Source organism: Mycobacterium gordonae (assembly GCF_017086405.1).
In the GTDB taxonomy this organism is placed as follows: Bacteria; Actinomycetota; Actinomycetes; order Mycobacteriales; family Mycobacteriaceae; genus Mycobacterium; species Mycobacterium gordonae_D.
The window spans coordinates 3,719,934-3,744,267 of the sequence record NZ_CP070973.1; the positions used below are offsets into that span (position 1 = coordinate 3,719,934).

18 protein-coding genes and 1 pseudogene are annotated in these 24,334 nt (G+C 67.2%); 5 read left to right on the top strand and 14 right to left on the bottom strand.

What is annotated here, in order from left to right; all coding sequences use genetic code 11:
• Window positions 1–8: 8 nt before the first annotated feature.
• From JX552_RS15730 to JX552_RS15755, 6 genes are all read right to left on the bottom strand, one after another.
• The gene (locus tag JX552_RS15730; RefSeq protein ID WP_205873002.1) at window positions 9–662 is read right to left on the bottom strand and encodes an MOSC domain-containing protein; all 654 of its coding nucleotides are present in this window, start codon (window positions 660–662) and stop codon (window positions 9–11) included.
• Window positions 663–1,003: 341 nt separating this feature from the next.
• Window positions 1,004–1,150 (bottom strand): hypothetical protein, encoded by a 147-nt coding sequence (locus JX552_RS15735; protein WP_241010574.1) that lies wholly within the window; start codon window positions 1,148–1,150, stop codon window positions 1,004–1,006.
• A gap of 384 nt (window positions 1,151–1,534) precedes the next feature.
• Window positions 1,535–2,899 carry a hypothetical protein gene (locus JX552_RS15740; protein WP_205873003.1) on the bottom strand — a complete coding sequence of 455 codons (1,365 nt, stop codon included), beginning with the start codon at window positions 2,897–2,899 and terminating at the stop codon, window positions 1,535–1,537.
• Entirely contained in the window at window positions 2,896–5,874 is a 2,979-nt protein-coding gene (locus JX552_RS15745) for an MMPL/RND family transporter (RefSeq protein ID WP_205878473.1), read from the bottom strand. The genes JX552_RS15740 and JX552_RS15745 overlap by 4 nt, the downstream gene beginning before the upstream one ends.
• A gap of 159 nt (window positions 5,875–6,033) precedes the next feature.
• On the bottom strand, window positions 6,034–8,388 hold the full coding sequence (locus JX552_RS15750) for a phosphoketolase family protein (RefSeq protein WP_205873004.1): 2,355 nt from the start codon (window positions 8,386–8,388) through the stop codon (window positions 6,034–6,036).
• Window positions 8,389–8,431: 43 nt separating this feature from the next.
• Window positions 8,432–9,292, bottom strand: coding sequence for an SDR family oxidoreductase (locus tag JX552_RS15755; RefSeq protein WP_205873005.1), 861 nt, complete (start codon window positions 9,290–9,292; stop codon window positions 8,432–8,434).
• A gap of 33 nt (window positions 9,293–9,325) precedes the next feature.
• Here JX552_RS15755 and JX552_RS15760 point away from each other — a divergent pair, with 33 nt between their 5' ends.
• From JX552_RS15760 to JX552_RS15780, 5 genes and pseudogenes are all read left to right on the top strand, one after another.
• Window positions 9,326–9,844 (top strand): GNAT family N-acetyltransferase, encoded by a 519-nt coding sequence (locus JX552_RS15760; RefSeq protein ID WP_205873006.1) that lies wholly within the window; start codon window positions 9,326–9,328, stop codon window positions 9,842–9,844.
• 4 nt (window positions 9,845–9,848) lie between these two features.
• Window positions 9,849–12,261 (top strand): annotated as a pseudogene (locus tag JX552_RS15765) (CaiB/BaiF CoA transferase family protein).
• On the top strand, window positions 12,258–13,691 hold the full coding sequence (locus JX552_RS15770; protein ID WP_205873007.1) for an aldehyde dehydrogenase: 1,434 nt from the start codon (window positions 12,258–12,260) through the stop codon (window positions 13,689–13,691). Before JX552_RS15765 ends, JX552_RS15770 begins: the two are co-directional and overlap by 4 nt.
• Before the next feature lie 23 nt (window positions 13,692–13,714).
• Complete coding sequence (locus JX552_RS15775) at window positions 13,715–15,202, top strand: acetyl-CoA acetyltransferase (RefSeq protein ID WP_205873008.1); 1,488 nt, start codon at window positions 13,715–13,717, stop codon at window positions 15,200–15,202.
• Window positions 15,203–15,292: 90 nt separating this feature from the next.
• Window positions 15,293–17,386 (top strand): Rossmann-fold NAD(P)-binding domain-containing protein, encoded by a 2,094-nt coding sequence (locus JX552_RS15780; RefSeq protein WP_205873009.1) that lies wholly within the window; start codon window positions 15,293–15,295, stop codon window positions 17,384–17,386.
• 3 nt (window positions 17,387–17,389) lie between these two features.
• On the opposite strand, the gene JX552_RS15785 is transcribed toward JX552_RS15780, so the two are convergent.
• The 8 genes from JX552_RS15785 to lon all read right to left on the bottom strand — a co-directional run bounded on the left by JX552_RS15785 (window position 17,390) and on the right by lon (window position 24,333).
• Window positions 17,390–18,610, bottom strand: a complete 1,221-nt coding sequence (locus JX552_RS15785) for an NAD(P)/FAD-dependent oxidoreductase (protein WP_205878474.1) — start codon at window positions 18,608–18,610, stop codon at window positions 17,390–17,392.
• 9 nt (window positions 18,611–18,619) lie between these two features.
• Window positions 18,620–19,354: a DUF72 domain-containing protein gene (locus tag JX552_RS15790; RefSeq protein WP_205873010.1), complete on the bottom strand. Its 735-nt coding sequence runs from the start codon at window positions 19,352–19,354 to the stop codon at window positions 18,620–18,622.
• 7 nt (window positions 19,355–19,361) lie between these two features.
• Window positions 19,362–19,997 carry an HhH-GDP family DNA glycosylase gene (locus JX552_RS15795; RefSeq protein ID WP_205873011.1) on the bottom strand — a complete coding sequence of 212 codons (636 nt, stop codon included), beginning with the start codon at window positions 19,995–19,997 and terminating at the stop codon, window positions 19,362–19,364.
• Between the two features lie 42 nt (window positions 19,998–20,039).
• Window positions 20,040–20,369, bottom strand: coding sequence for a TfoX/Sxy family protein (locus JX552_RS15800; protein ID WP_205873012.1), 330 nt, complete (start codon window positions 20,367–20,369; stop codon window positions 20,040–20,042).
• Window positions 20,370–20,374: 5 nt separating this feature from the next.
• Window positions 20,375–20,752: a nitroreductase family deazaflavin-dependent oxidoreductase gene (locus JX552_RS15805; RefSeq protein ID WP_431195862.1), complete on the bottom strand. Its 378-nt coding sequence runs from the start codon at window positions 20,750–20,752 to the stop codon at window positions 20,375–20,377.
• A complete protein-coding gene (locus tag JX552_RS15810) occupies window positions 20,749–21,240 on the bottom strand; it encodes a hypothetical protein (RefSeq protein WP_205873014.1) in 492 nt (163 codons plus the stop codon). Before JX552_RS15810 ends, JX552_RS15805 begins: the two co-directional genes overlap by 4 nt.
• A gap of 103 nt (window positions 21,241–21,343) precedes the next feature.
• Window positions 21,344–21,793, bottom strand: a complete 450-nt coding sequence (locus tag JX552_RS32380) for a hypothetical protein (RefSeq protein WP_241010576.1) — start codon at window positions 21,791–21,793, stop codon at window positions 21,344–21,346.
• A gap of 185 nt (window positions 21,794–21,978) precedes the next feature.
• Complete coding sequence (gene lon / locus JX552_RS15820; RefSeq protein ID WP_205873015.1) at window positions 21,979–24,333, bottom strand: endopeptidase La; 2,355 nt, start codon at window positions 24,331–24,333, stop codon at window positions 21,979–21,981.
• Between the last annotated feature and the right edge of the window lies 1 nt (window position 24,334).

The window sequence follows — 24,334 nt, forward strand, 5'->3', positions numbered from 1 at the left end:
CCGCGAGTCTACCTGCGGGCCCGTTGCGCAACCTCAGCTTTGATTTCCGCTGACAGCGCAGCCGCCACCGCCAGCCGGGGCAACAGCTCCGGTTCGGTCATGCGGGCCCGGAAGACCAGTCCGACCGTCACGTCATGGTCGGGCCGATGCTCGACGGTGATGGCGTCGCCGGCACGGACGGTTCCGGGGGAGAGCACCCGCAGGTACGCGCCGGGATTGCCGGCCTTGGTGAACGTCTTGATCCAGCCGCGTTCTTGGAGCATTGCCGAGAACGTGCGGCACGGCGTCCGGCACGCGGAAACCTCGAGCAGCAGGCCGTCGGCCCCGATGCTCCATCGTTCACCGATCAGCGCCCCCGTGACGTCGATGCCCTTGGTGGTCAGGTTCTCGCCGAAGATGCCGCCAGTGAGGGTGCGGTTCAGCTGGGCTTCCCAGTCGTCAAGGTCTTCTCGCGCGTAGACGTAGACGGCCTGGTCGTCGCCGCCGTGAAACTTGGGGTTGCCGATGGCGTCACCGGCCAGGCCGCTGCCCGTATTGCCCGGGGTCTGAACCATCACGGCTTCGCCGGTGGGGACCTTGTAGATGCCGGTCGTTGCGGACAGCGCGCGAGGATCGGGGTTCGGTCGCGCCTGAGCGACGTTGACCGAGAGCACCATCGACATTTGGTCAGGGTAACGCGGAGTTGATGACGCCAACTGTCACCGATGTCTTGAGACATCACACGACCCATCCCGCGCGAACGGCAATCTATCGAACATATATTCGATGATACCCGCTGGGCCGACACGTCGCGTACGTCGGAAATGCGCGCGAACGGGTCCTTCCGTTTGGTGGGCTTGATCGTAAAGACGGCCGCTTGCGAACTTCATGCGGTTTACGACTTCAGCTCGGCGATCGGGTCGACCAGAGTGCGTGTCAGGACATCGGTGACAGTTGGCGTGTCAGCACTTCGGTGACGTTTCGTCGCTTTTGGGCGTGGGCCGCGGGGTCGTGCGTTGCCGACTTAGGTCACCGCGGATGCGGGTCTTGTGTGCTCGATGAGGACTTCGCCGTCCAGATCGGCGACGATGATCTTGTCGCCATTGGTGACGGCCAGGACCTGGTCAAAGCCGCGTCGTCCATCATCCTTGTACCGGACCCCGGCGAGCATGAAAGTTCCGGCGGTGGTCAGCGTCCTGACGCTGGTGCCGGCGGGCAGGTCCTTGGGCGCACTTCGGCGGGCCCGGATACACCGCCGCCGGAGGCACTTGAGCGGCTGTGGTGTGGGTTCCCTTTCATGTGTTCTGGGTAGGTAAGTCGCCCCACGGCTCGCACCTATTCAGCCCGCCAGCTCCACCCCGAAATCTGCGGCTCGTCCTCTCCGTGCTCACGGGTGTCCTAGCGGGCTGACAGGCGCGCGTCGACCAGCTGCTGGGGCGCACCCCTGATCGGGCGACGTGCAGTCTTCGGCGCGGTCAGCCAGTGACGCCACTTTCGATGTCGGTAAGACCTCCTGGACCGCTTTTAGGTTTCGCCGCGACGCCGATGAATCCCATCAGGCCCCGACCACCAACTCGGAGTGGCCCCAGCCCCTCGTGGCGGTAAGGTGGAAGTCGCTCAGCGCGCGCAAAAGTTCCTGCGCCAAGACTTCATTCGAATTCTCGCCATCGGGCTGATAGGCGACGACCGTGACGAAGACCTTTCCCAGTGCCGTGCCCGCACCCAATGCCAGTCGTCCGCCGGCGCGGTAGGCGATCTCCTTCGTCACACCCGGGAAGGTAGATATTGCCGAGAAGTAGGCGGCATCGCTGCCGTCTATCCTTGTGACGGCCGGATCCACTGCTCCGAGGTTGGACGCGATGACGGTGGTCGGGCCGCCAGCGGCCACACTGACCAACCGCCGCAGTATCCGTCGCGGCACGAAGGGAACGAGCGCCAGTAGCTTCCACCGATCGTCGGGCGCCTCCTGGTGGCGGATCAGCGCCTGCTTGATCGCGGACCGGATTCCACGCAGGTCGCTGGTCACGGGTTTGGGGTCGATCGTGATGTCGATACTTGACACCGCGTTGGCGCGGGTGTCGCCGGAGACCCGCTCATTGATTTGCATCGCCAAGGTGAGCGTGCCGTCCGCGGCAACCCGCCCCATCCGTTCGGCCAGGTGGACCGCCAATCCCGAGAACAGCGCGTTGCTGGTCCCCCCAAGTGCCTGTGCGCGGGCCTCCCACTCTTGGGCGTCGACGAAGATCGTCGCGGTCGGCAATAAGACGCGTTCGGCTGCCGCTGCAGCGAGCTCTTTGGGCAGCTTGGTCGCCGGCGGGACGCCCGAGCCGGCACCGGCGCCGCCTCCGCCGGCTAGACGCGCTCCGGCGGCGATGGCGGCGCCGAGACCCCTGATGTCACGTGCGGTCTGGCGGGCGTCTTCGCGCAGCGCCCGGCGCCGCCGAAGTGACCCGGCGGCGGGCCAAGCGATCGCATCGTCGCGCCCGGCGACCGCGTTGGCCACCGCCTCGCACAACCCGAGGCCGTCGACGAGGGCGTGCGAGGTGAGCAGGCTTACCCCAGTGCCGCCGTCGGTGAACGGCAGCACCGCAAGGTGCAAACCCGGCCCGTGCTCTGAATTCACCGGAGCATGGGTCTGTTCGTTCAGCCAGGGCTGGAACTCCGCGCGCGATCGAGGCCGGGCGATCTCGAAGTCGGCCGCGCCGCCGGATGTCACCCAGTGCGCCCGGCCGAACGGCAATGGAGATCGCTCGATGCGGCGGGACAGCCATCCCCGCTGAAGATGGTGGTTAAACCGACGCAGACCCTCGATGTCGACTGCGCGGTCGTAGACCCACACATACTGCAGCAGCCCGTTGGCTCCGGTCGCCCGTTCGCCAAGGAACATGGACTGGTCGACCAGATCGAGTAGGTTGTTCATCTTGCTATGGCTCCCTCATTGTCGAAAGTCGTGCCGCTTGGCCGCGAGTTCGCTTCTGTCCGAACATCTTTGGAAGGCCACCAATTCGCCCGCCCGATCAGTGCCGCCAGCGCCGGCACGGTGATGGTGCGCACCACGAAGGTGTCTATGAGCAGGCCCATGCCGATGATGAACCCGGTTTGGATCATGGTTGAGACACTGCCGAACAACAGGCCGAACATCGAGGCGGCGAAGATGACACCGGCCGAGGTGATCACCCCGCCGGTCAGACCTACCGCACGGACGATGCCGGTGCGGATACCGGAGGTTGACTCTTCGCGAATTCGCGTAACCAGCAACAGATTGTAGTCGGCTCCAACTGCCACCAACACGATGAATGCCGTCGCCGGCACGTTGAACGAGATGGCTTGGTGCAGTATCAACTGGAAGAAGAGCACTCCCACGCCCAAAGCCGACAGGTACGAGATCGCGACGGAGGCAATGAGATACAGCGGAGCCACGATCGCCCGGAGCAGAAGGATGAGAATCACCAGGACCACCAGCAGGGTGATGATGACGATCAGTCGAAGATCCTGGTTGTAATAGCTGCGCACCGCGCTGTAGATCGCGGTGGTGCCCAGCACCGATATCGATGCATCCGACAGCGAGGTATTTGGTTGGGCGCCGCGCGCCGTTTCGAGAATCGACGACACCTGGTCCATCGCAGCCGTGCTGAACGGATCGAACTTCGTTTCAACGACGTAGCGGACCGAGTGCCCGTCGGGTGAGATGAACAGCTTCGCGGCGTTCCTGAAATCGTCCGAGTTGAGCACCTGGAGCGGGATGTACATGCCTCCCATGGAGTTTGACGAGGCGTCCCGCTTCATCGACAGCAGAACGTCGGCCGCCTGGGTCAGGCCCAGACCCATCTGCTTGGTCTGATCGACGAGTGCGCGCACGCCCTGCGCCAGCCGCCGGCTACCGTCGGCCAGTTGGTCGGCAACCCGCTGCAGATCCGCGATCTTCAGCAACGCGCCGGCGTTGTCGGGGGCCGCTGCCCGTAGACCATTGCCCACCGTCGCCAACAATGCGGTCAAACTCTTTACGACCGCCTGCAGGTCTTGTAGCCCCGGGGTAGCACTCAACGTCCCGTTGCTTCGCGCCGCGACCAGCTGCGCAACCCGGGACTGGCACGCGGGATCCGAGATGCACGCCGGATTCTTGCTCAACGCATCGAGCATCGAGTTCTCTGATGCCGCTATGCCATTGGCGAACTCCGAAGCAGGACCATCCGCAAGTGCACGGAGGTTGTCCAATTGATCGGCGGCTCCGGCAAGTTTTTGCCGCACCTGCCTCATGGTCGCGGTGAGCTGAGCCATCGGCCCACTGGCATCGTGGATTTGGTCGCGAACCTGGGCAAGGGCGGCAGCCAGTTGGTCGGCCCCGTTGGCCAGCGTGTCGAGGTCGTTGGTTCTTGCGCCGATCTGCGTCGAGGCGTCTGAAAGCTTTCCGCCGACCGCTCCGGCCTGGGAGCTGAGCTTGGTTTGGTCGAGCGGTTGGCCGTTCGGCCGCGTAATGCCTCGGACCGCAACGATATTGGGCAACTGGGAAACGCGTTGCGCCATCTGGTCCAAGTCGCTCAAGGCTTGCGGAGTCCGTAGATCGTGGGGTGAGCGCAGGTAAATGTACTGCGGCAAAAGCGCACTCGTAGCAAAGTGAGCAGCCATCGTGGTGAAGCCGACGTTACTTGCCGCCGACGACGGCAATTGCAGGCGATCGTTATAAGAGGGGTGCAGGAAGGCCGCGCAGCCGGCCAGCGCGATCAGCAGGGCCAGACTGATCATCAGATGGGACTTGGGCCGACGGACGATATTGACCGCGGACCGCCGCCATATCCGGCCAGCGGAGCCCTGTCGTGGGCTCACCCATCCACGCCGCCCGGCGAGCACCAGGATGGCAGGCAGCAGCGTGATGGCCGCAAGAAACGCAATCGTGATCGAAATCGCAAGCGCGGGACCAACAGTCGTGAACGCGGGCAGCCGGGTGAACATCATGCACAGGAAGGTGATGACAACGGTGGCAGCCGAGCCCGCGATGACCTTGCCGATCGAGCTCAATGCCTCGCGCACCGCCCGGTCGGAATCGATGCCCGCCCGCAGCGATTCGTGGTAGCGGCTGATCAGGAAGACTGCATAGTCTGTGCCGGCGCCGACGACCATCGCCGTCATCAACACCACCGTCAGCGCGGATACCCCTAACCCGGCCTGGGCCAGCGCGGACACGGTGCCCTGCGCCGCCACCACCGATGCCCCGATGGTGATCAACGGCACCACCATGGTCACCGGCCGCCGGTAGATCACCGCCAGGATGATCAGCACCAACAGGGCGGTAGCAATCTCGATCAGGTGCATGTCGTGCTTGATGACGATCGACAGGTCTGCGACCATGGCGGCCTGCCCGGTCACCCCGGCTGTGAGCGAAGAGCCCGCCGTGACACGTTTGGCGATTTCGCTGATCCGTTGGTAGGCCGCGGTGGACTCCTGCGAGCCGACGGCGGGACGCAGCATCACCACCATATAGACGGCTTTGTTGTCGGAGCTAACCATCAGTGGCCGTAGTGCGGGTGTGGTCGCGAAGTCCTGCACGCCGGCTACATCGTGGGTCTCGCGGCGTAACGCGTCGGCCAGCTTGCGGTAGACCGCCTCATCGCCGGGTTGCAGACCCCGGTTATCGGTGAGAACCACGACCAGCGCGTTCTGGGCCGATTCGCCGAAATCCTTGGCCATCTGCTCGGCCGCCGCCATGGCTTGGGGCGGGAGCGGTTGAAGCGGTTTGCACTCCACCACTTTGGCCAACGGGGGGAAGGCCACGGCCAGCACAGCAACTGCGGCCAACCAGGTGGCGATCATCAGCCACGGCGCGCGCACGACAAATCGACCCAAGACCGAGAACACGTCGATGCGCGCCCAGGTCCGTCCGGTGGATTGCTGGCGCATGGAGAAGCTCTTCTCAATTAGGTCGGGCACGAATGGCCGTGGGAGCCATGGTCGACCACCCAAGGATTAGCCTATAGCAATAGTTGCATAGTGAATTAGTATGCTTTATCACACCAACGGCAGCTGATCCTCGAGTGAGAGGTTGATGGCCACCATCGCCTAATCGGACCAGGTCCACCCCGAGATCTGCGGGTCGTCCGCACCGTGCTGACGGGTGTACTGGCGCGCCGACAGGCGCGCGTCGACCATCCGCTGGCGCAGGCCGGCCGCGCTGCTGGCCAGACCGTCCACCCGGTCGATCACATCCATCACCAAATGGAAGCGGTCCAGGTCATTGAGCATCACCATGTCGAAAGGTGTCGTGGTGGTGCCGCGCTCCTTGAACCCACGCACATGCAGGTGGTGGTGGCCAGCGCGGCGATAGGTCAGCCGGTGGATCAACCAGGGGTAGCCGTGATAAGCGAAGATCACCGGCCTATCCGTCGTGAACAACGCGTCGAATTCCTTGTCCGGCAGGCCATGTGGGTGTTCGGTGTCGGGCTGCAGACGCATCAGGTCCACCACGTTCACCACTCGCACGGCCAGGTCGGGCACCTCGCGGCGCAGGATGTCCGCCGCCGCCAGCGTCTCCAGCGTCGGTATGTCACCGGCGCAGGCCAACACCACATCGGGCTCACCGTCGGCGGTACTGGCCCACGGCCAGATCCCCAGGCCCCGGGTGCAGTGCAGCACCGCCTCGTCCATGGACAGATAAGACAGCGCCGGCTGCTTGCCCGCCACGATGACGTTGATGTAGTTGCGACTGCGCAGGCAGTGATCGGTCACCGACAGCAGCGTGTTGCCGTCCGGCGGCAGGTACACCCGGGTCAGCTCGGCCCGCTTGTTGGCGACCAGGTCGATGAAGCCGGGGTCTTGGTGAGACGCGCCGTTGTGGTCCTGCCGCCACACATGGGAACTGAGCAGGTAATTCAATGAGGCGATCGGCCGACGCCACGGTAGGTCGAGCGTGGTCGCCAACCATTTCGCATGCTGATTGAGCATCGAGTCGACGATGTGCACGAATGCCTCGTAGCAGTTGAACAGCCCATGCCGGCCGGTCAACAGGTAACCCTCCAGCCAGCCCTGGCACAGATGCTCAGACAGCACCTCCATCACCCGGCCGTCGGGCGCGAGATGATCGTCATCAGGCTCGGTGCGCGAGACCCACACCCGGTCGGTGGCCCCGAACACCGCATCCAGGCGGTTGGAGGCGGTCTCGTCGGGCCCCATCAGCCGGAACCGATCCGGGTTCCGCTTGATCACGTCACGCAGAAACACCCCCAACACCCGGGTGGCCTCGTGCGTCGCGGCCGCCGGCCGCTCCACCGCCACCGCGTAGTCGCGGAAGTCCGGCAGGTCCAGATCATGCAGCAGCAGCCCGCCGTTGGCGTGCGGATTCGCACTCATCCGCCGATCACCCTGCGGCGCAATGGCTTTCAGCTCAGGCCGCAACCTGCCGCCGGCGTCGAACAGCTCCTCGGGGTGGTAACTGCGCAGCCACTCTTCCAGCTGCGCGCGATACTCGGGGTTGTCATGCGTGGCGGCCAGCGGGACCTGATGCGAACGCCAGGTGCCCTCCACCGGCCGGCCGTCGACCACCTTGGGACCGGTCCAGCCTTTGGGGGTGCGCAGCACGATCATCGGCCATACCGGCCGCTCGGCCGAACCGCCCGAGCGCGCGGCACGCTGGATCGCCGCAATGTCGTCGAACGCGTCGTCCAGGGCGGCGGCCAGCTGCCGGTGCACACTCTCCGGGTCTTCCCCGGCCACCGTGATCGGCCGGTAGCCGTAGCCGCGCATCAGCGACTCGAGTTCGGCCTCCGGGATGCGCGCCAACACCGTCGGGTTGGCGATCTTGTAGCCGTTGAGGTGCAGGATCGGCAGCACCGCGCCGTCGACGGTGGGGTTCAAGAATTTGTTGGAATGCCAACTCGTGGCCAGCGGCCCGGTCTCCGCTTCACCGTCCCCGACCACGCAGGCAACCACCAGATCGGGGTTGTCGAACGCCGCGCCGTACGCGTGCACCAGCGCATATCCGAGTTCGCCGCCCTCGTGGATGGATCCGGGAGTCTGGGCAGCGACGTGGCTGGGAATGCCGCCGGGGAACGAGAACTGACGGAACAGCTTGCGCAACCCGTCGGTGTCTTCCTCGATGCCGGTGTACACCTCGCTGTAGGTGCCTTCGAGGTAGGCGTTGGCCACCAGTCCGGGCCCGCCATGACCGGGCCCGGTGATGTAGATGACGTTGGCGTCACGGTTGCGGATGATGCGGTTCAGATGGGCGTAGATGAGATTGAGCCCCGGCGTGGTTCCCCAATGGCCGAGCAGCCGGGGCTTGACGTGCTCAGCGGCCAGGGACTCGGCGAGCAGGGGATTGTCCAGCAGATAGATCTGACCGACCGACAGGTAGTTCGCGGCTCGCCAGTAGGCATCGATGAGGGCGAACTCGCCGTCGGAAAGACTCATAGGGCTCATCTACCCGATTGTCGAGCCCTCAAATGAACTGCGCCTTACGAGCTCACTCCTCGCCGCGGGCGCGGGCCTCGTAGGCGCGCCGCTTCTCGACGTCGATCTGGTCGGTGAAGACGTGGTCGCCGCCGATCAAGCGGTTCAGCGCTTCTGCGGCGCGGCGTGGCCAGAACTTCTGCGACGTCACCATGGCACCGGCGATTCTCGTGATCCGCACCCGCGGCTTGGGCTGGGCCACCAACGAGACGATCGCATCGGCGATCTCGGCCGGCTCCGCGTTGCGGAAGCCCTTCATCCCGGGGGTGCCCGCCACGAGCTCGGTATTGACGAAGGTCGGCAGCACCGACGAGAAATGCACGCCGGCCGAGCGGTACTCCAGCCGCGCCGAGTCGGTGAACCCGAGCACCGCGTGCTTGCTGGCAACGTAGGTGGCCAGCCCGACGATGTGCATCTCCCCGGCCAGCGAGGCGATGTTGATGACGTGACCCTGGCCGCGCGGAACCATGCGCTGAGCCGCCAGCTTGCTGCCCAGAATGACGCCGTAGACGTTGATGTCGAGGATGCGCCGGGTCACTGCGTCGGGCTCATCGATGATCCGCCCCACCGGCATGATGCCGGCATTGTTGACCAGCACGTCGATGGGTCCGAGCTGACGTTCGACCTGATCCAGGAAATCGGAGAACGAATTCGCATCCGTCACATCGAGTTTGCCGTACACCTCGAGACCGAGGTCGGCACCCGATTCTTTGACCGTCGCTTCGTCGATGTCACCGATGGCGACTTTGGCGCCCAACTTGTGCAGCGCGGTCGCCGTCGCCAATCCGATGCCCCGCGCTCCGCCGGTGATCACAATGACTTTGCCGCGAACCTTTGCCGCACGCACCAACCCGACCGATCTCGAATCTGTCATGCCAGACACGTTAGGCGGCTGGATACTGCAACCATGACGGAGGTGCGCGACGCCGTGCCGGCCGACGCTCTCCAGGTGGCCGGGGTACACGTGCGATCGTGGCGGTCGGCCTACCGGGGCCTGATTGCCCAGGACTATCTGGACAGCCTGACGCCCGAGTTGTGGGCGCATAACTACGACTTCGGACGGGTGGGCCTGCGGGTGCCCACCACCCTGGTCGCCGTCGCCGGCGAAACCGTGCGTGGATTTGCCAGCCTGGGGTTGTGCCGGGACGACGATCTGGCGGATCACGGCGAGCTGATGGCGATCTATGTCGACCCGACCTATTTGAACACCGGTACCGGATGTTTGCTGATCGGTGCCGCCCGGGAGCGGTTGGCTGCCCGCGGCTTCGCCGACGCAGCCCTGTGGGCGTTGCGAGGCAACGACCGGGCGCGCCGGTTCTACGAGCGTGACGGTTGGCTCCTGGACGGGACACGACGCACCCGCGTCTACGGCGGCAGGCCGGTGCAGGAGGTGCGGTATCGCCGCAGGCTGGGTTGGCTACGGTGATGCCATGCCGGAGAAGCTCCTCGACGGAGTCCGTGTCGTGGACTTGGCGGTAGGGTGACGCCGACGCGGTCACCCGCCTGCTGGCCGATCTGGGGGCGGATGTTCTCAAGGTGGAGCCTCCCGGCGGCAGCCCGGCGCGCACGACCTTGCCGACGCTGGCGGGTACCGGCATCCCGTTCGCGGTGCACAACGCCAACAAACGCGGCACGGTGCTGGATCCGCACGACGCGGACGGACGTCGGCGATTGCACGACTTGGCCGGCTCGGCCGACATCCTGGTCGACACCGGGCAGGCCGTCGGCTACGGCACGTCCGGGGCCGAACTGGCCGACCGCTATCCGCATCTGGTGGTGCTGTCGATCAGCGACTTCGGCGCGACCGGCCCCCGCTCGTCCTGGCGGGCCACCGACGCGGTGCTGTATGCGATGTCGGGAGCGCTGTCGCGCACCGGTCCTACCGTCGGTACCCCGGTGTTACCGCCGACCGGGATCGCCTCGGCGACCGCGGCGGCGCAGGCCGCCTGGGCGGCACTGGCCGCTTACTACAACCGACTGCGCTGTGGCGCGGGCGATTACATCGACTTCTCCCGATTCGACGCGGTGGTCATGGCGCTCGATCCAGCATTCGGCGCGCACGGGCAGGCCGCCGCGGGTGTCCGCAGCGGCAGCCGGTGGCGGGGTCGTCCCAAGAACCAGGACGCCTACCCGATCTATCCGTGTCAGGACGGCTACGTCCGGCTGTGTGTGATGGCACCGCGCCAGTGGCGCGGACTGCGCCGCTGGCTGGGGGAGCCGGAGGACTTCCAGGACCCCAGGTACGAGGCGATCGGCGCGCGGTTCGCGGCGTGGCCGCAGATCAGCGTGCTGGTGCAGGCGTTGTTCGCCGGAAGGACGATGAAGGAGCTGGTGGCCGCCGGGCAGGCGCACGGGGTGCCCATCGCCGCGGTGCTCACCCCCGCCAGAATCCTGGCGTCGGAGCATTTTCACGAGGTGGGGGCGATCACCGAAGCCGAATTGGCGCCGGGCGTGCACGCCCAGGTTCCCACCGGCTATTTCGTCGTCGACGGTGAGCACTGCGGCTTCCGCACACCCGCGCCTGCCGTCGGCCACGACGAACCGCGCTGGCCGGCCGATCCCGCGCCGGTACCGCCGCCCTCGGGCGAGGTCGGGGATTACCCCCTTCGAAACCTGAAGATCCTGGACCTCGGCATCATCGTTGCCGGCGGCGAACTCGGCCGGCTGTTCGGCGACCTGGGCGCCGACGTCATCAAGGTGGAATCCGCCGAATACCCGGACGGTCTGCGGCAGGCCCGCGCCGGCGACGCGATGAGCGAGTCGTTCGCCTGGACCCACCGCAATCACCGCGCGCTGGGCATCGATCTGCGCAGCGCGCAGGGCAAGGAGATCTTCGCCCGGTTGGTCGCCGAAGCCGACGCGGTGTTCGCGAACTTCAAGCCGGGAACCCTGGCAGCCCTCGGGTTCGACTACGACACCCTCGCTGCACTCAACCCGCGGATCGTGCTCGCAGGCAGCAGCGCGTTCGGCAACACGGGTCCGTGGAGCACCCGGCTGGGTTACGGACCGTTGGTGCGCGCCACGACAGGCGCCACCCGGGCATGGACCTCCCACACCCCCGCCGACGACGGCCCCGCCCAGGGCGCCCGGCACGCGTTCTACGACGCCACGACGATCTACCCCGACCACGTAGTGGGCCGTATCGCCGCCACCCTGGCCCTGGCCGCGCTGATCCGCCGCGACCGCGAGGGCCAAGGCGCCCACGTGCACATCTCGCAGGCCGAGGTCGTCGTCAACCAACTCGACACGTTGTTCGTCACCGAGGCCGCCCTGGCCGCGGGCGTCGCGGAAGTCCGCACCGACGCCAGCGTGCACGCGGTCTGCCCGTGCGCCGGCGACGACGAATGGTGCGTCGTCTCGATCGGTACCGACACCGAATGGGATTGCCTCGCATCACTTTTGGGTGTTGGGACCGCCGATCGAGAGGCGCTGGTGGCCGAGCTCAAGCGGTGGACCACCGCCCGCGCACCGGTGCAGGCGGCCCAGTCGCTGCAGCAGGCCGGGGTGGCGGCGGGGCCGATGAACCGGCCGCCCGACATCCTCGAGGATCCTCAGCTGGCCGAGCGAAACCTGTTCAGCGACATGACACATCCGCTGATCGCGCGCGCGCTGCCCGCCGAAACCGGCCCCGCCCCGTTTCGGCATATTCCACCCGCGCCCCAACGTCCGGCGCCACAACCCGGCCAAGACACCCGGGCGATCTGCGAGCAGCTGCTGGGCATGAGCGCTGACGACGTCGAGGCGCTGATCGACCGGGGCGTACTGTTCGCAACGGAGGCACCGCAGGCACCGCAGGCACCGGAGGCACCGGAGGCACCGAAGGCTCAGGAGGCACGCCCGTGACATCGTCGCCCGCACAGTTTTTCGTGGATGGCCGGTTCCGCACCGCGGAGGCCGCCGAACCGGTGGTGGAAGCGGCGACCGGCGAGCCGCTCGGCGACGGCGCCGTCGTCAGCGAATCCGACATCGACGCTGCCGTCGCCGCCGCTCGCGGGGCCCTGCCGGACTGGCGGGCCAGCTCGCCCGAGCACCGCGCCGGAATCCTGAACGCGATGGCAGACGCGCTCAAAGCGCGCGCCCGGGAAACCAGTGAGCTGGTGACGCGGGAGAACGGCATGCCCATCAGGCTGTCGCGCGGCGCGAACGGCGCATTCCCGGCGCTGCTGCTGCGCTACTACGCGCAACTGGTTACGGAGGTACCGGTCGAGGAGATCCGCCCCAGCGTCACCGGCCACACCATCGTGCGGCGCGAGGCCGTCGGGGTCGTCGGAGCCATCGTGCCGTGGAACTACCCGCAGGCGCTGGCCGCGATGAAAGTGGCGCCTGCGCTGGCCGCGGGTTGCACCATGGTCCTCAAGGCTTCACCCGAAACCGCTTTGGATGCACTGGTTTTCGCAGAAGCCGCGATGGCGGCTGGGCTGCCGCCCGGGGTACTGAACGTGGTGTCGGGCGGCCCGGCCGTCGGGGCCCGGCTGGTGTCGCATCCCGGCGTCGACAAGGTGGCGTTCACCGGTTCGACGGCGACCGGCCGATTGGTCGCGGAGACCTGCGGGCGACTGATGCGGCCGGTCACCCTGGAATTGGGCGGAAAGTCCGCCGCGATCATCCTCGACGACGCCGACCTGGACGCGACGATGCGCGGACTGCGCAACGCCTCCTTCGTCAACAACGGCCAAACCTGCCACCTCAGCTCGCGCATCCTGGCCCCGAAATCCCGCTACGACGAGATCGTCGACGCCGTGGCGGCGCTGGCCGAGAGCATGGCGGTCGGCGATCCGCTGGATCCGGGCACCGAGATCGGCCCCATGGTCAGCTCGCGGCAGCGCGACCGGGTGCTCGGCTACATCGACGTCGGCAAGAACAGCGCCGCCCGACTGGTCGCCGGCGGCTCAGTTCCCGACGATCAACCGCGGGGCTGGTTCGTGGCACCGACGGTGTTCGCCGATGTCGACAACTCCGACCGGCTGGCCCGCGAGGAGGTATTCGGCCCGGTGCTGACCATCAGCGCCTACCACAGCGACGACGAGGCGATCGCGCTGGCCAACGACACCGAGTTCGGCCTGGCCGGCACCGTGTGGTCGACCGACGTCGACCGGGCGACCACCGTCGCGCGCGCCGTGCAGACCGGCACCATCGGGGTCAACGACTATGCCCTGGACGTGCGCGCCCCGTTCGGCGGAGTCAAGGCCAGCGGGATGGGCCGCGAACTTGGCCCCGAGGGCCTGGATGCCTACCGGACGCTGAAATCGATCTACCGGACCGGGCCCGCGTGACCCCGTCGCGATAGGTTCGACCCATGCCCGTGGATCCCAGGACTCCGGTGCTGATCGGCTACGGCCAGGTCAACCACCGCGACGACCCCGACCCCGACGGACCGTCCATCGAGCCGGTGGACCTGATGGTCACCGCGACCCGGGACGCTGCCGACGCCGCGGTCATCGAATCCGTCGACTCCATCCGTGTGGTCCACATGCTGTCGGCGCACTACCGCAACCCGGGACTGCTGCTGGGCGAACGTCTGGGCCTGGCCGCGTTTACCGCGGGCTATAGCAGCGTCGGCGGCAACACTCCGCAGTCCCTGGTCAACCAGGCCTGCCTAGACATCCAGCAGGGCCGCGCCGGAGTCGTGCTGATCTCGGCGGCCGAAACGTGGCGCACCCGCAACGCACTGAAGAAGCAGGGCCGCCGGCTGGTATGGACCGAGCAGGACAGTTCCGTACCGATGCCCGTGGTGGCCGGCAACGACGTGCCCATGGCCGGTGACGCCGAGATACGGATTAAGCTGGACCGGCCCGCCTTCGTGTATCCGATGTTCGAGCAGTCGCTGCGCATCGCCGCCGGCGAGTCCGTGGCAGCGCACGCCAAGCGCGTCAGCGAACTGTGGGCTCGGTTCAGCGCTGTCGCAGTCGACAATCCGCACGCCTGGATCCGCCGGTCGCACTCCGCGGAGGAAATCCGGCAACCGGGCCCGCAGAACCGGATGATCAGCTGGCCGTACACCAAGCTGATGAACTCCAACAACATGGTCGACCAGGGCGCTTCGCTCGTCCTGACGTCGGTCGAGCAAGCCCGGCGGCTGCAGGTCCCCGAGGAACGCTGGGTGTACCCGCACGCCGGCACCGATGCCCACGACACATCGGCGATCGCCGAGCGGGGCGAACTACACCGGTCGCCGGCCATCCGGATCGGTGGTCATATGGCACTGGAACTGGCCGGCCTGGGTATCGACGACGTCGACTATGTGGACCTGTATTCGTGCTTTCCCTCAGCCGTCCAGGTCGCGGCCGCCGAACTTGGCCTGGCCACCGACGATCCGGCCCGCCCGCTCACCGTCACCGGGGGCCTGACCTTCGCCGGCGGGCCGTGGAGCAACTACGTCACGCACTCCATCGCCACGATGGCCGAGCTGCTCACCGCCAACCCGGGACGGCGCGGCCTGATCACCGCCAACGGCGGCTACCTGACCAAGCACAGCTTCGGCGTCTACGGCACCGCACCCGGCACCCGCGAGTTTCGCTGGGAGGACGTTCAATCCGCGGTCGATCGGGAACCCACCACCGTCGGTCTGGTGGAGTGGGAAGGCACCGGCACCGTCGAATCGTGGACGACGCCGTTCGATCGAGACGGACAGCCGGAGAAGGCGTTCCTGGCGGTCCGCACCCCCGACGACGCCCGCGTCCTTGCGGTGATCACCGATCCCGCCGCCGCGGCGGACACGGTGCGCGACGACCTCGCCGGGGCCAAGGTTGCCGTCGCAGCGGACGGCACCGCGAAACTGCAGTAAACCGGCCTGGTCACGGTACAGACTCAAAGGTGCGTAAGTCGGGGCGGCGTGCTTATTGTCGTGTGCATACCCCCGGGGAGGTGACGCTACGTGCACGTACTGCTGACCGACGCCGCAGGCACCGTCGGACGGTTGGTCGCGCGCCAGCTGATCGCGGCCGGTCACACGGTCAGCGGCATCGGCCCCTACCACCACGACCACCTCGACCCCCAGGTCGATTTCGTTTGCGCCCCGCTCGACGACCCCGTGTTGACTCAGTTGGCCGCGGACGCCGACGCCGTCATCCATCTGGCGCCGGTGGATACCAGCGCCCCCGGCGGGGCGGGCATCACCGGCGTCGCGCACGTGGCGAACGCGGCGGCGCGGGCGGGTGCCCGGCTGGTGTTCGTCTCGCAGGCTGCCGGGCGTGCCGAGCTCTACCGCCCCGCCGAGACGCTGGTATCCACCGGGTGGGCGCCGAGCCTGGTCGTTCGCATCGCACCACTGCTCGGCCGCCAGCTCGACTGGATGACCTGTCGCACGGTGGCCACGCTGATGCGCGCCAAGGTCTCCGCGCGCCCCATCCGGGTGCTGCACATTGAGGACCTGGTCCGCTTCCTCGTCGGAGCACTGAGCACCGACCGCTGCGGTGCCGTCGACCTGGCCACTCCGGACACCACCAACCTGATCACCGCCTGGCGGGTGCTGCGATCCGTCGACCCCAGATTGCGCCTGCACGGGGTCCGGGGCTGGGAGAACCTCGTCCCTGACCTTAATATCAGTGCCGCACAAGAAGATTGGAAGTTTCAGTACGGATGGCTGGCACTGGATGCGGTGGTGGACACCGGCCGGGGGCTGGTCGGCCGCAAGCTTGGTCCCAGAGGCGCGACGACCGGGTCGGGCCAATTCCCCCTACCGGTGGAACCCTTGCCGCGGCTGGCCCCGGCCGACGACACGCCGCTACGCAGCGTGGCTCCCGAGGGGTTGGAAGGGGAGTTCGACGATCGCGTCGACCCTCGATTTCCGGTCTTCAGCACCGCCAGCCTCACTAGCGCGTTGCCGGGGCCGCTGACTCCGATCACCCTGGATGTCCAGTGCAGCGGCTTGCGGGCTGCCGGGCAGGCGATGGGACGAGTGCTGGCGCTGGGCGAGGTGGTGGCGCAGGAGTGGGCAAGCCGGGCCATCGCGGTATTCGGTCACCGCCCCTATGTCGGGGTGTCGGCGAACATCGTTGCGGCCGCCCAGCTGCCTGGGTGGGACGAACACGCAGTGGCGCGGCGCACCCTAGGCGCCGAGCCGCCGGCCACGGACTTGCTGCCGTTCGGGCGGCCGGAAGCTGCCGGCGGCCCACGAGGATCGGTCGCCAAGGCGGTCGTCACAGCGCGGTCGCTGGCATTGCTGCGTCACTTGCGCACCGACACACAGTCCTACGTCACCGCAGCGACGCAGGAGCATCTCGATACCGAGGCCCTGGCCGCCTTGCCCGACGCGGCCCTGGAAGTCCGAATTCGGCTGTTGCGCGACCGCATTCACCAGGGTTGGATACTGACCGGCCTGTGGGTGATCGACTCCGGGATCACGGCCGCGACACTGGAACGGAGCCGCGCGGTATCGAGAATCTCGGGTGTCGGCGTAATCATGGAAAGCGACCGAATCGCCTCCGAGACCCGCGAGCTGGCGGCGATGCTGCGGGCCGACCCGACGTTGTGCGCCCTGGCCGCCGACGGGAACGTCGGCAGCATCCGCGCCTTATCCCCGGCCGCTGCGGCCGCGCTGGACGCTGCCGTCACCGCCCTCCGGCACCGGGGACGAGGCGAGGCCGAGCTGGCGAATCCGACGTTCGGCGACGACCCCGGCCTGCTGCTGGCGGTGGCCGCCGAGGCCGCTGCGGAACCCGAGGCGCCGCCGCCCCCGGGCTCACTGGCACAGCGGTTGGCCGACTCTGCCCGCAACTCCCGGGAGCTGGCCCACGACACCACCCTCCGGTTTACCCACGAGTTGCGAATGACGTTGCGGGAGTTGGGCGCTCGCCGAGTGGCGGCGGACCTTGTCGACAGCGTCGACGATATGCACTACCTGCTGTGCGACGAGCTGGTCGTCATGCCCGTCGACGCCCGGCTTCGGATCAAGCGCCGGCGAGCCGAGCGGGAACGCTTGCAGGCCCAGCATCCACCGGACATCATCGACCACACCTGGAATCCCTGAGCTTCAGCGCAACGGCGCATTGGCATCGGTCAGGCGGTCGACATCGACCGGATTCTTGGACCGGATCAGCCCCTTGACGTCATCCAGCACATCCCACACGTTGACGTTCATACCGGCCAGCACCCGGTTGTCGTCATCGAGCCAGAACGCGACGAATGCGCGGCCGGCGACATCCCCGCGGAACACCACTCGTTTTGAGCCGGACGAATGGCCGGCGTACTCCATCCCCAGGTCGTACTGGTCGGTGAAGAAGTACGGCAGTTCGTCGTATTGCGCTGTTTGACCCAGCATTCCGGCCACCGCCACCGCAGGTTGCTTGAGTGCGTTGGCCCAGTGCTCGGTGCGGATCCGCACCCCGAAGAGGGGATGCCACGCGGCGGCGATGTCGCCGACAGCGAAGACATCCGGATCGCTGGTGCGCAGCGAGGCGTCCACCCGCACGCCACCGTCGGCCATCTCCAGCCCGGCCTGCTCGGCCAGTTCGACGTGGGGCTGGGCGCCCACCGCGACCAGCACCGCGTCGGCGTTGACGGTGGTCCCGTCGGCCAGTGCCAAGCCGGTGGCGCGCCCACCTTCGACGGTGATCCGTTGCACCTGGGTTTCCAGCCGCAGCTGCACCCCGTGTTCGCGGTGCAGGTCGGCGAACAACGCGCCGACTTGCTCACCGAGTGCGCTCAGCAGTGGTTGTTTCGCGGATTCGACGACGGTGACGTCCACTCCCCGCCGCCGAGCGCCGGCCGCCACCTCCAGCCCGATCCAGCCGGCGCCCACCACGGTGAGCGAAGACCCTTCGGCAAGAACGGCATTCAGCGCGACCGCCTCCCGGTAGTTGCGCAGGTAGTACAACCCGTTCGCATCGCATCCCGGTATCGGGGGTCGCCGCGGCGCCGATCCGGTTGCCAGCAGCAGCTTGTCGTAGGGCATGATCGCACCGTCGGCCAGGGCGACAGTGTGTGCGGATAGATCCAGCGCGGTGACCCGGGTGTTCAGCCTCAGATCGACGTGACGATCCCGGTACCAGTCCGAGGTCTGCACGGTGAAATCGGCCAGCGTCTTCGAGCCTGCCAGAAAGTCTTTCGACAGTGGCGGCCGCTCATACGGCAAATACTCCTCGTCCGCGAATAACACGACCTGGCCGTCAAAACCGCTGTCACGCAGGGCTTCCACCGCCTTGGCCGCTGCCAGCCCACCGCCGACGACGACGAATATTGTCGAGCTGGTTATGATCGCTCCTCACCTCGTTCGGGTCAGTGTCTCCCGCAGTGACAACGCGTTTCGCACCGCATGTCCGCCCAGGTCATTGTTGAAGTACATCCACACGTCGTGACCTTCGCCGGTCCATTCGGCGATTCGATCTGCCCAGCAACGCAATTCGTCGTCTGGGTAGGAGCCGGTGTACAGGGCATCCGGCCCGGGGCCGTGCATCCGGATGTACACCAGGTCGGTGGCGGCGCGGGGGATGCACGCCAGCCCGGCTCCGCTCATCACGACGTATGCGGCGCGGCGCCGCTCCAGCAATGCGAACACCGCCGGGTCGTTCCACGACGGGTGCCGCAACTCGACCGCGGTGCGGATGGACGGCGGCACAGCGCTCAGGAACGAGTCGAGCCGGGCGTCGTCGCGCTGCTGGGCCGGGTGCAATTGCACCAGCAGCACCCCGTGCCGGTCGCTCAGCAACTGCCAGCAACGCTCAAACCGCTCGATCCACGCTTCCGGCGATCCGAGCCGACGGTAGTGGGTGAGGCCCCGGTGTGCCTTCACCGACATGGTGAACCCGGCCGGCAGCTGATCACCCCAGCCGGCGAATGTCGAATCTTTGGGCCAGCGGTAGAAGCTGGCGTTCAATTCCACCGTGTCGAAGACCTCCGCGTAGCGCGCCAGTCGGCGCGTGGACGGCAGGCCCGCCGGATAGAGCACGTCCGCCCAGTGGTCGTAGGACCACCCGGAGGTTCCGATCCGCACGGTCATCGACCCGTCAACCGGTGACCTGCAGGCGCACCTCGTGATCCAGCGATGCACGTACCAATGCCGCCGCCAGTCGCGCGTTGGTGCGCGGCGCAAACGCCGCGAGCTTGGCCGGTTCGGTAGGGAGCCGGAGCGCTTTGGCGGCGGCGGTGGCCCGGTCGTCGAAGTAGGGGCGCACCCAGGTCCACGTGTCCTGCACCTCGCGCAGGAAAATGTCTGCGCCGGTGTCGCCGATACCCGTGAATTCCTTGAGGATGCGGGCCGCCTGTTGCGGATTGTGGTCACTGCAGCGAGCGATGTCGCGGAGGTCACCGCCGAAGTCGTCGCGCACCTGGCGGGCGATGTCGGTGAGCCGGGTCGCCGAGCTTTCGTCGAATCGCACGTAGTGGGCGCGGCCGAAAGCCTTGGTCACGGTGTGCCGGTCGGCGGACAGCACGGCGGTCGGAGTGCGCAGGCCCGCCCTGAAGAGCTCTTCTGCGGCGCGCGTTGCGATTTCGGCGTCGATCGGTTTGCTGGCCAGCATGCTCAGCACCAGCAGCTCAAACAGCGGCATCGGCTTGTCGGTCAGCCGGATGCCGGCCTGCTCCGCGAAGGTGGTGCCGGCCAGCTTGAGCAGCCGTCCCACCCGCCGCTCGGAAGCGTCCATCCCGGCGGCGTACCCGCGTGATCACGGCGCAAACGCGTGCCCTCACTTGGGTGGCAGGCTGCGCGCATGATCGGCGCCGCGGGTCACCCAACGGTCAAGCTGGCGCTTGGTTTTCACGCCTTCGGCGGCAACTCGGATCCAGCCGCGGGTTTCCCGCCCGGCCATCACCATGGGGCTGACGTGCGCTTGCCCGACCAGTTTGTCGGTGTCTTCCCGAGGGACCCGGACCAGCAGCCCCCCCTGGCTGCTGACCGCCACCGCCATATTTCCGCCGATCAAGAACGCCAGTCCACCAAACATCTGCATCTCGTCGGTCGGCTCGTTGGCCAACAGCTCACGGACCCGGTTGGCGAGGTCGGCGTCGAAGGCCATGGCCCTCAGTCCAGGTCCACTCGAATGGTCAGCAACTCGGTGCCCATGGTTCGGACGCCGACCCCGTTGAGCCGCGGCAGTTTCCGCAGCCGCTGCCGCGGATCGTCATCGGGTAGCAGATGCGCGGTACCGGTGCGCCATTGACCCCCGATACGGACCCGGACCCTGGGATCGGCCTTGATGTTGTGGACGTAGTCCGAATGCTCGCCGTGTTCGGAGACCATCCAGAACTGATTGTCGACTACAGCGCCGCCCACCGCGGTGAGCCGCGGCTGACCCGACTTACGTCCGGTCGTCTCCAGCATGGTGACCGGTAGCTTGCGGCCCAGCGGATTGACGACCAGCCGTTGTACCCGGTGCACGAATTGGCGTTTGAGGCTCACGCCGGTGATTTTGCCACCGGGACCCCCAATGCGCGCAGCACCCATTCGCGGGGTACTTCGAACGACAGCGTCCGCCGCGGGATGGTGGTCAACACCGCTTCCGGAACGGCGGTCTTATAGGTGAGTGTCAAGCTGCCGGAGAATGTGGGATCGATCTGGCTGATGTCGGCGTCCAACCGCAGGCCATCCGCGGAGAGTTCGGCATGGACCGGACCCTCGACAGCCGTATCCCAGCGCAGATCGATTGCGCGCCCTGCGCGGCCAGGCACCGTTGACAAGGTGCCCACCACTCGCTGGGAGGTGATCGCCAGCGCCCCGACGTAGCTGCGGATGTTGCCCTGGGATGCCTTGCCGGGCACCGAGCCGGTGAATCGGAAGGTGACGGGAACGAACTCGACCAGGTGGACCAGGTTCTCGGTCTCGATCTCGGCCCGCAGGTCCGCGGGCAGCTTGCCGATTCCGAGCAATTTGCGGATGAACACTGCCATGGGTGGACCTTAAGGCTGCGCACGGAAGATATTTCGCACCTGTTTCAGGGGCGTGATGCGAAAACAGCCGCCTCCGGGGAGGCGGCTGTCTCGTTGGCGGGTGTCAGGTCCCGGCGTAGACGACGAACTGACCGTTGACGAAGACGCCCCATTGGTTGACGGCCGGGTTGAACACCACCGGATACTGGGGCCCGTTGAGGTCCGGTGACCATACGGCGGGGAGGCCGTATCGACCTGGGTCGTTGTACTGCCCCGGCGGCGGGAAGCCGTTCTGTCCCGGCGGAAGCGGAGTGCCCGGCCCGTTGCAGTTGACACCCGGTCCGCCGGTGCAGATCGGCTGCCCCGGAATGTAGGGACCCTGGCCCGGCGCATCCGGCCCAGGCCCGTTCCGGCCAGGTCCGTTCGGGCCGGGCACGTTCGGGCCGGGCACGTTCGGGCCGGGACCACCCGGGCCGGACGGGTCTGCCTGCGCGAAGCCGGCTCCGATTCCGAGGGCGGCCGATCCGAGTGCGCCGGTCATCACGGCGGTAGCGGCAATCTTGCTGAGCTTCATGTGAACTCCTTGTCGAGCGGGTGAGCCTGCCACGCGGGCAGCGCAACAGCAGTGACGCGTTGTTCTGTTGTTGCCCGGCCCCGAGAATCGGGACGCCGGGAGGGGATCGCCCCCTGAACGTGAGTTACCCACCGCGAAGTCACGGAAACATGTTTTTCCAGCTAGCTTTCAGCTACCTGACAGCTTCAGGCCGCAACCGTCGCCACCTGCCCCACGGGTTCCAGGGCCTGGGCAACGATGTCGGCGACATCCGTCATCGGCCTCACGTCGAGCGCCCCGAGGACTTCGGCGGGCACGTCATCGAGATCGGGCTCGTTGCGTGCCGGAATGAAAACCGTTGACAGCCCGGCACGTTGGGCGGCAAGCAGCTTCTGCTTGACACCACCGATAGGCAGCACCCGGCCGTTCAGCGTGACCTCACCGGTCATGCCGACATCCGAGCGGACCTGCCGTCCGGTGGCCATCGAGACCAGCGCGGTCACCATGGTCACGCCGGCCGACGGGCCGTCCTTGGGCACCGCACCGGCCGGCACGTGCACGTGGATGCGGCGATCCAGCAGCTTCGGATCGTTCTTGATATCGATGCCCAACGCTTCGGCGTGGGAGCGCACATAGGACAGCGCGATCTGCGCCGACTCCTTCATCACTTCGCCCAACTGACCGGTCAGCTGCAACCCGGGTTCGCCGTCGGTGGCACCCGCCTCAATGTAGAGCACGTCGCCGCCCAGGCCGGTGACGGCCAGGCCGGTGGCCACCCCGGGCACCGCGGTGCGTTCGGCCGATTCCGGCGTGAACCGGGGACGGCCGAGGTAGCCGACCAGATCGTGCTCGTCGATGACGAGCGGGTCGCTGACGCCCTCCGATTTGGGAGCGAGCTTCGTGGTCACCTTGCGCAGCGCCTTGGCCAGCAGCCGTTCGAACTGCCGCACCCCGGGCTCGCGGGTGTAGTCGGCCGCGATCTTGTGTAGCGCGGCGTCGGTGACCGTGACCTCGTCGTCGGTCAGTGCCGCGCGTTCCCGCTGCCGGGGCAGCAGGTAGTCGCGGGCGATGGCGACCTTGTCGTCCTCGGTGTAGCCGTCGACCTGCACCAGTTCCATGCGGTCCAGCAGCGCCGACGGGATGTTGTCGATCACGTTGGCGGTAGCCAGAAACACCACGTCGGACAGGTCCAGATCCAGGTCCAGGTAGTGGTCGCGGAAGGTGTGGTTCTGCGCCGGGTCGAGCACCTCGAGCAGCGCCGCACTCGGGTCGCCGCGGTAGTCGGAGCCGACCTTGTCGATCTCGTCCAGCAGCACGACGGGGTTCATCGAACCCGCCTCGCCGATGGCACGCACAATCCGGCCCGGCAGCGCACCCACGTAGGTGCGCCGGTGCCCGCGGATTTCCGCCTCGTCACGCACGCCGCCGAGGGCGACGCGGACGAACGCGCGGCCCAGCGCCCGGGCCACGCTTTCGCCCAGTGACGTCTTGCCGACCCCTGGGGGACCGGCAAGCACCATCACCGCACCGGACCCACGTCCGCCCACCAGCTGCAGACCGCGCTGGGCGCGACGGGTTCGCACCGCCAGGTACTCGACGATGCGGTCCTTGACGTCGTCCAGTCCGTGGTGATCGGCGTCCAGAATGCCCCGCGCGCCCGTCAGGTCGGTCGAGTCCTCGGTCCGCACGTTCCAGGGCAGGTCGAGCACGGTGTCCAGCCAGGTGCGGATCCAGCCGCTTTCCGGGCTCTGGTCGCTCACGCGTTCCAGCTTGCCGACCTCGCGCAACGCGGCCACGCGCACCTTCTCGGGCAGCTCAGCCGCCTCGACGCGGGCCCGGTAGTCATCAGAGCCGTCGGGTTCCCCCTCGCCGAGTTCCTTGCGGATGGCCGCCAGCTGCTGGCGCAGCAGGAATTCCTTCTGCGTCTTCTCCATGCCTTCTCGGACGTCCTCGGCGATCTTGTCGTTCACCTCGGTCTCGGCCAGATGCTCGCCGGTCCAGTCGATCAGCACGCGCAGCCGCTCGGCGACGTCCACCGTCTCCAGCAGCTCCCGCTTCTGCACATCGCTGAGATACGACGCGTAGCCGGACGTGTCCGCCAGCGCCGACGGGTCGGTCAGGCTGTTGACGTAGTCGACGATCTGCCAAGCCTCGCGGCGCTGCAGGATGGCCAGCAACAACTTCTTGTAGTCCGCCGCCAGTGCTTTGATCTCGTCGGTCACGTCGGCCTCGACGACTTCGGTCACCTCGACCCACAGCGCAGCGCCGGGGCCGGATGCTCCCGCGCCGATCTGGGCTCGGGTCTCGCCCCGCACGACAGCGGCACTGCCGCCCCCGGGCAGACGTCCCAGCTGCAGGATCTTCGCGATCACACCGTGTGACGGGTACCGGTCGTCCAGCCGGGGCGCGATCAGCAACTGCCCCGATTCGCTTGCCCGGGCAGCGTCGATTGCCGCGCGCGCGGCCTGCGAACTCGCGTCCAGCGCAATCGGCACCACCATCCCGGGCAAAACGATGGTGTCGGTGACGAACAGCACGGGAACCGATTTGGCTTCAGCCATC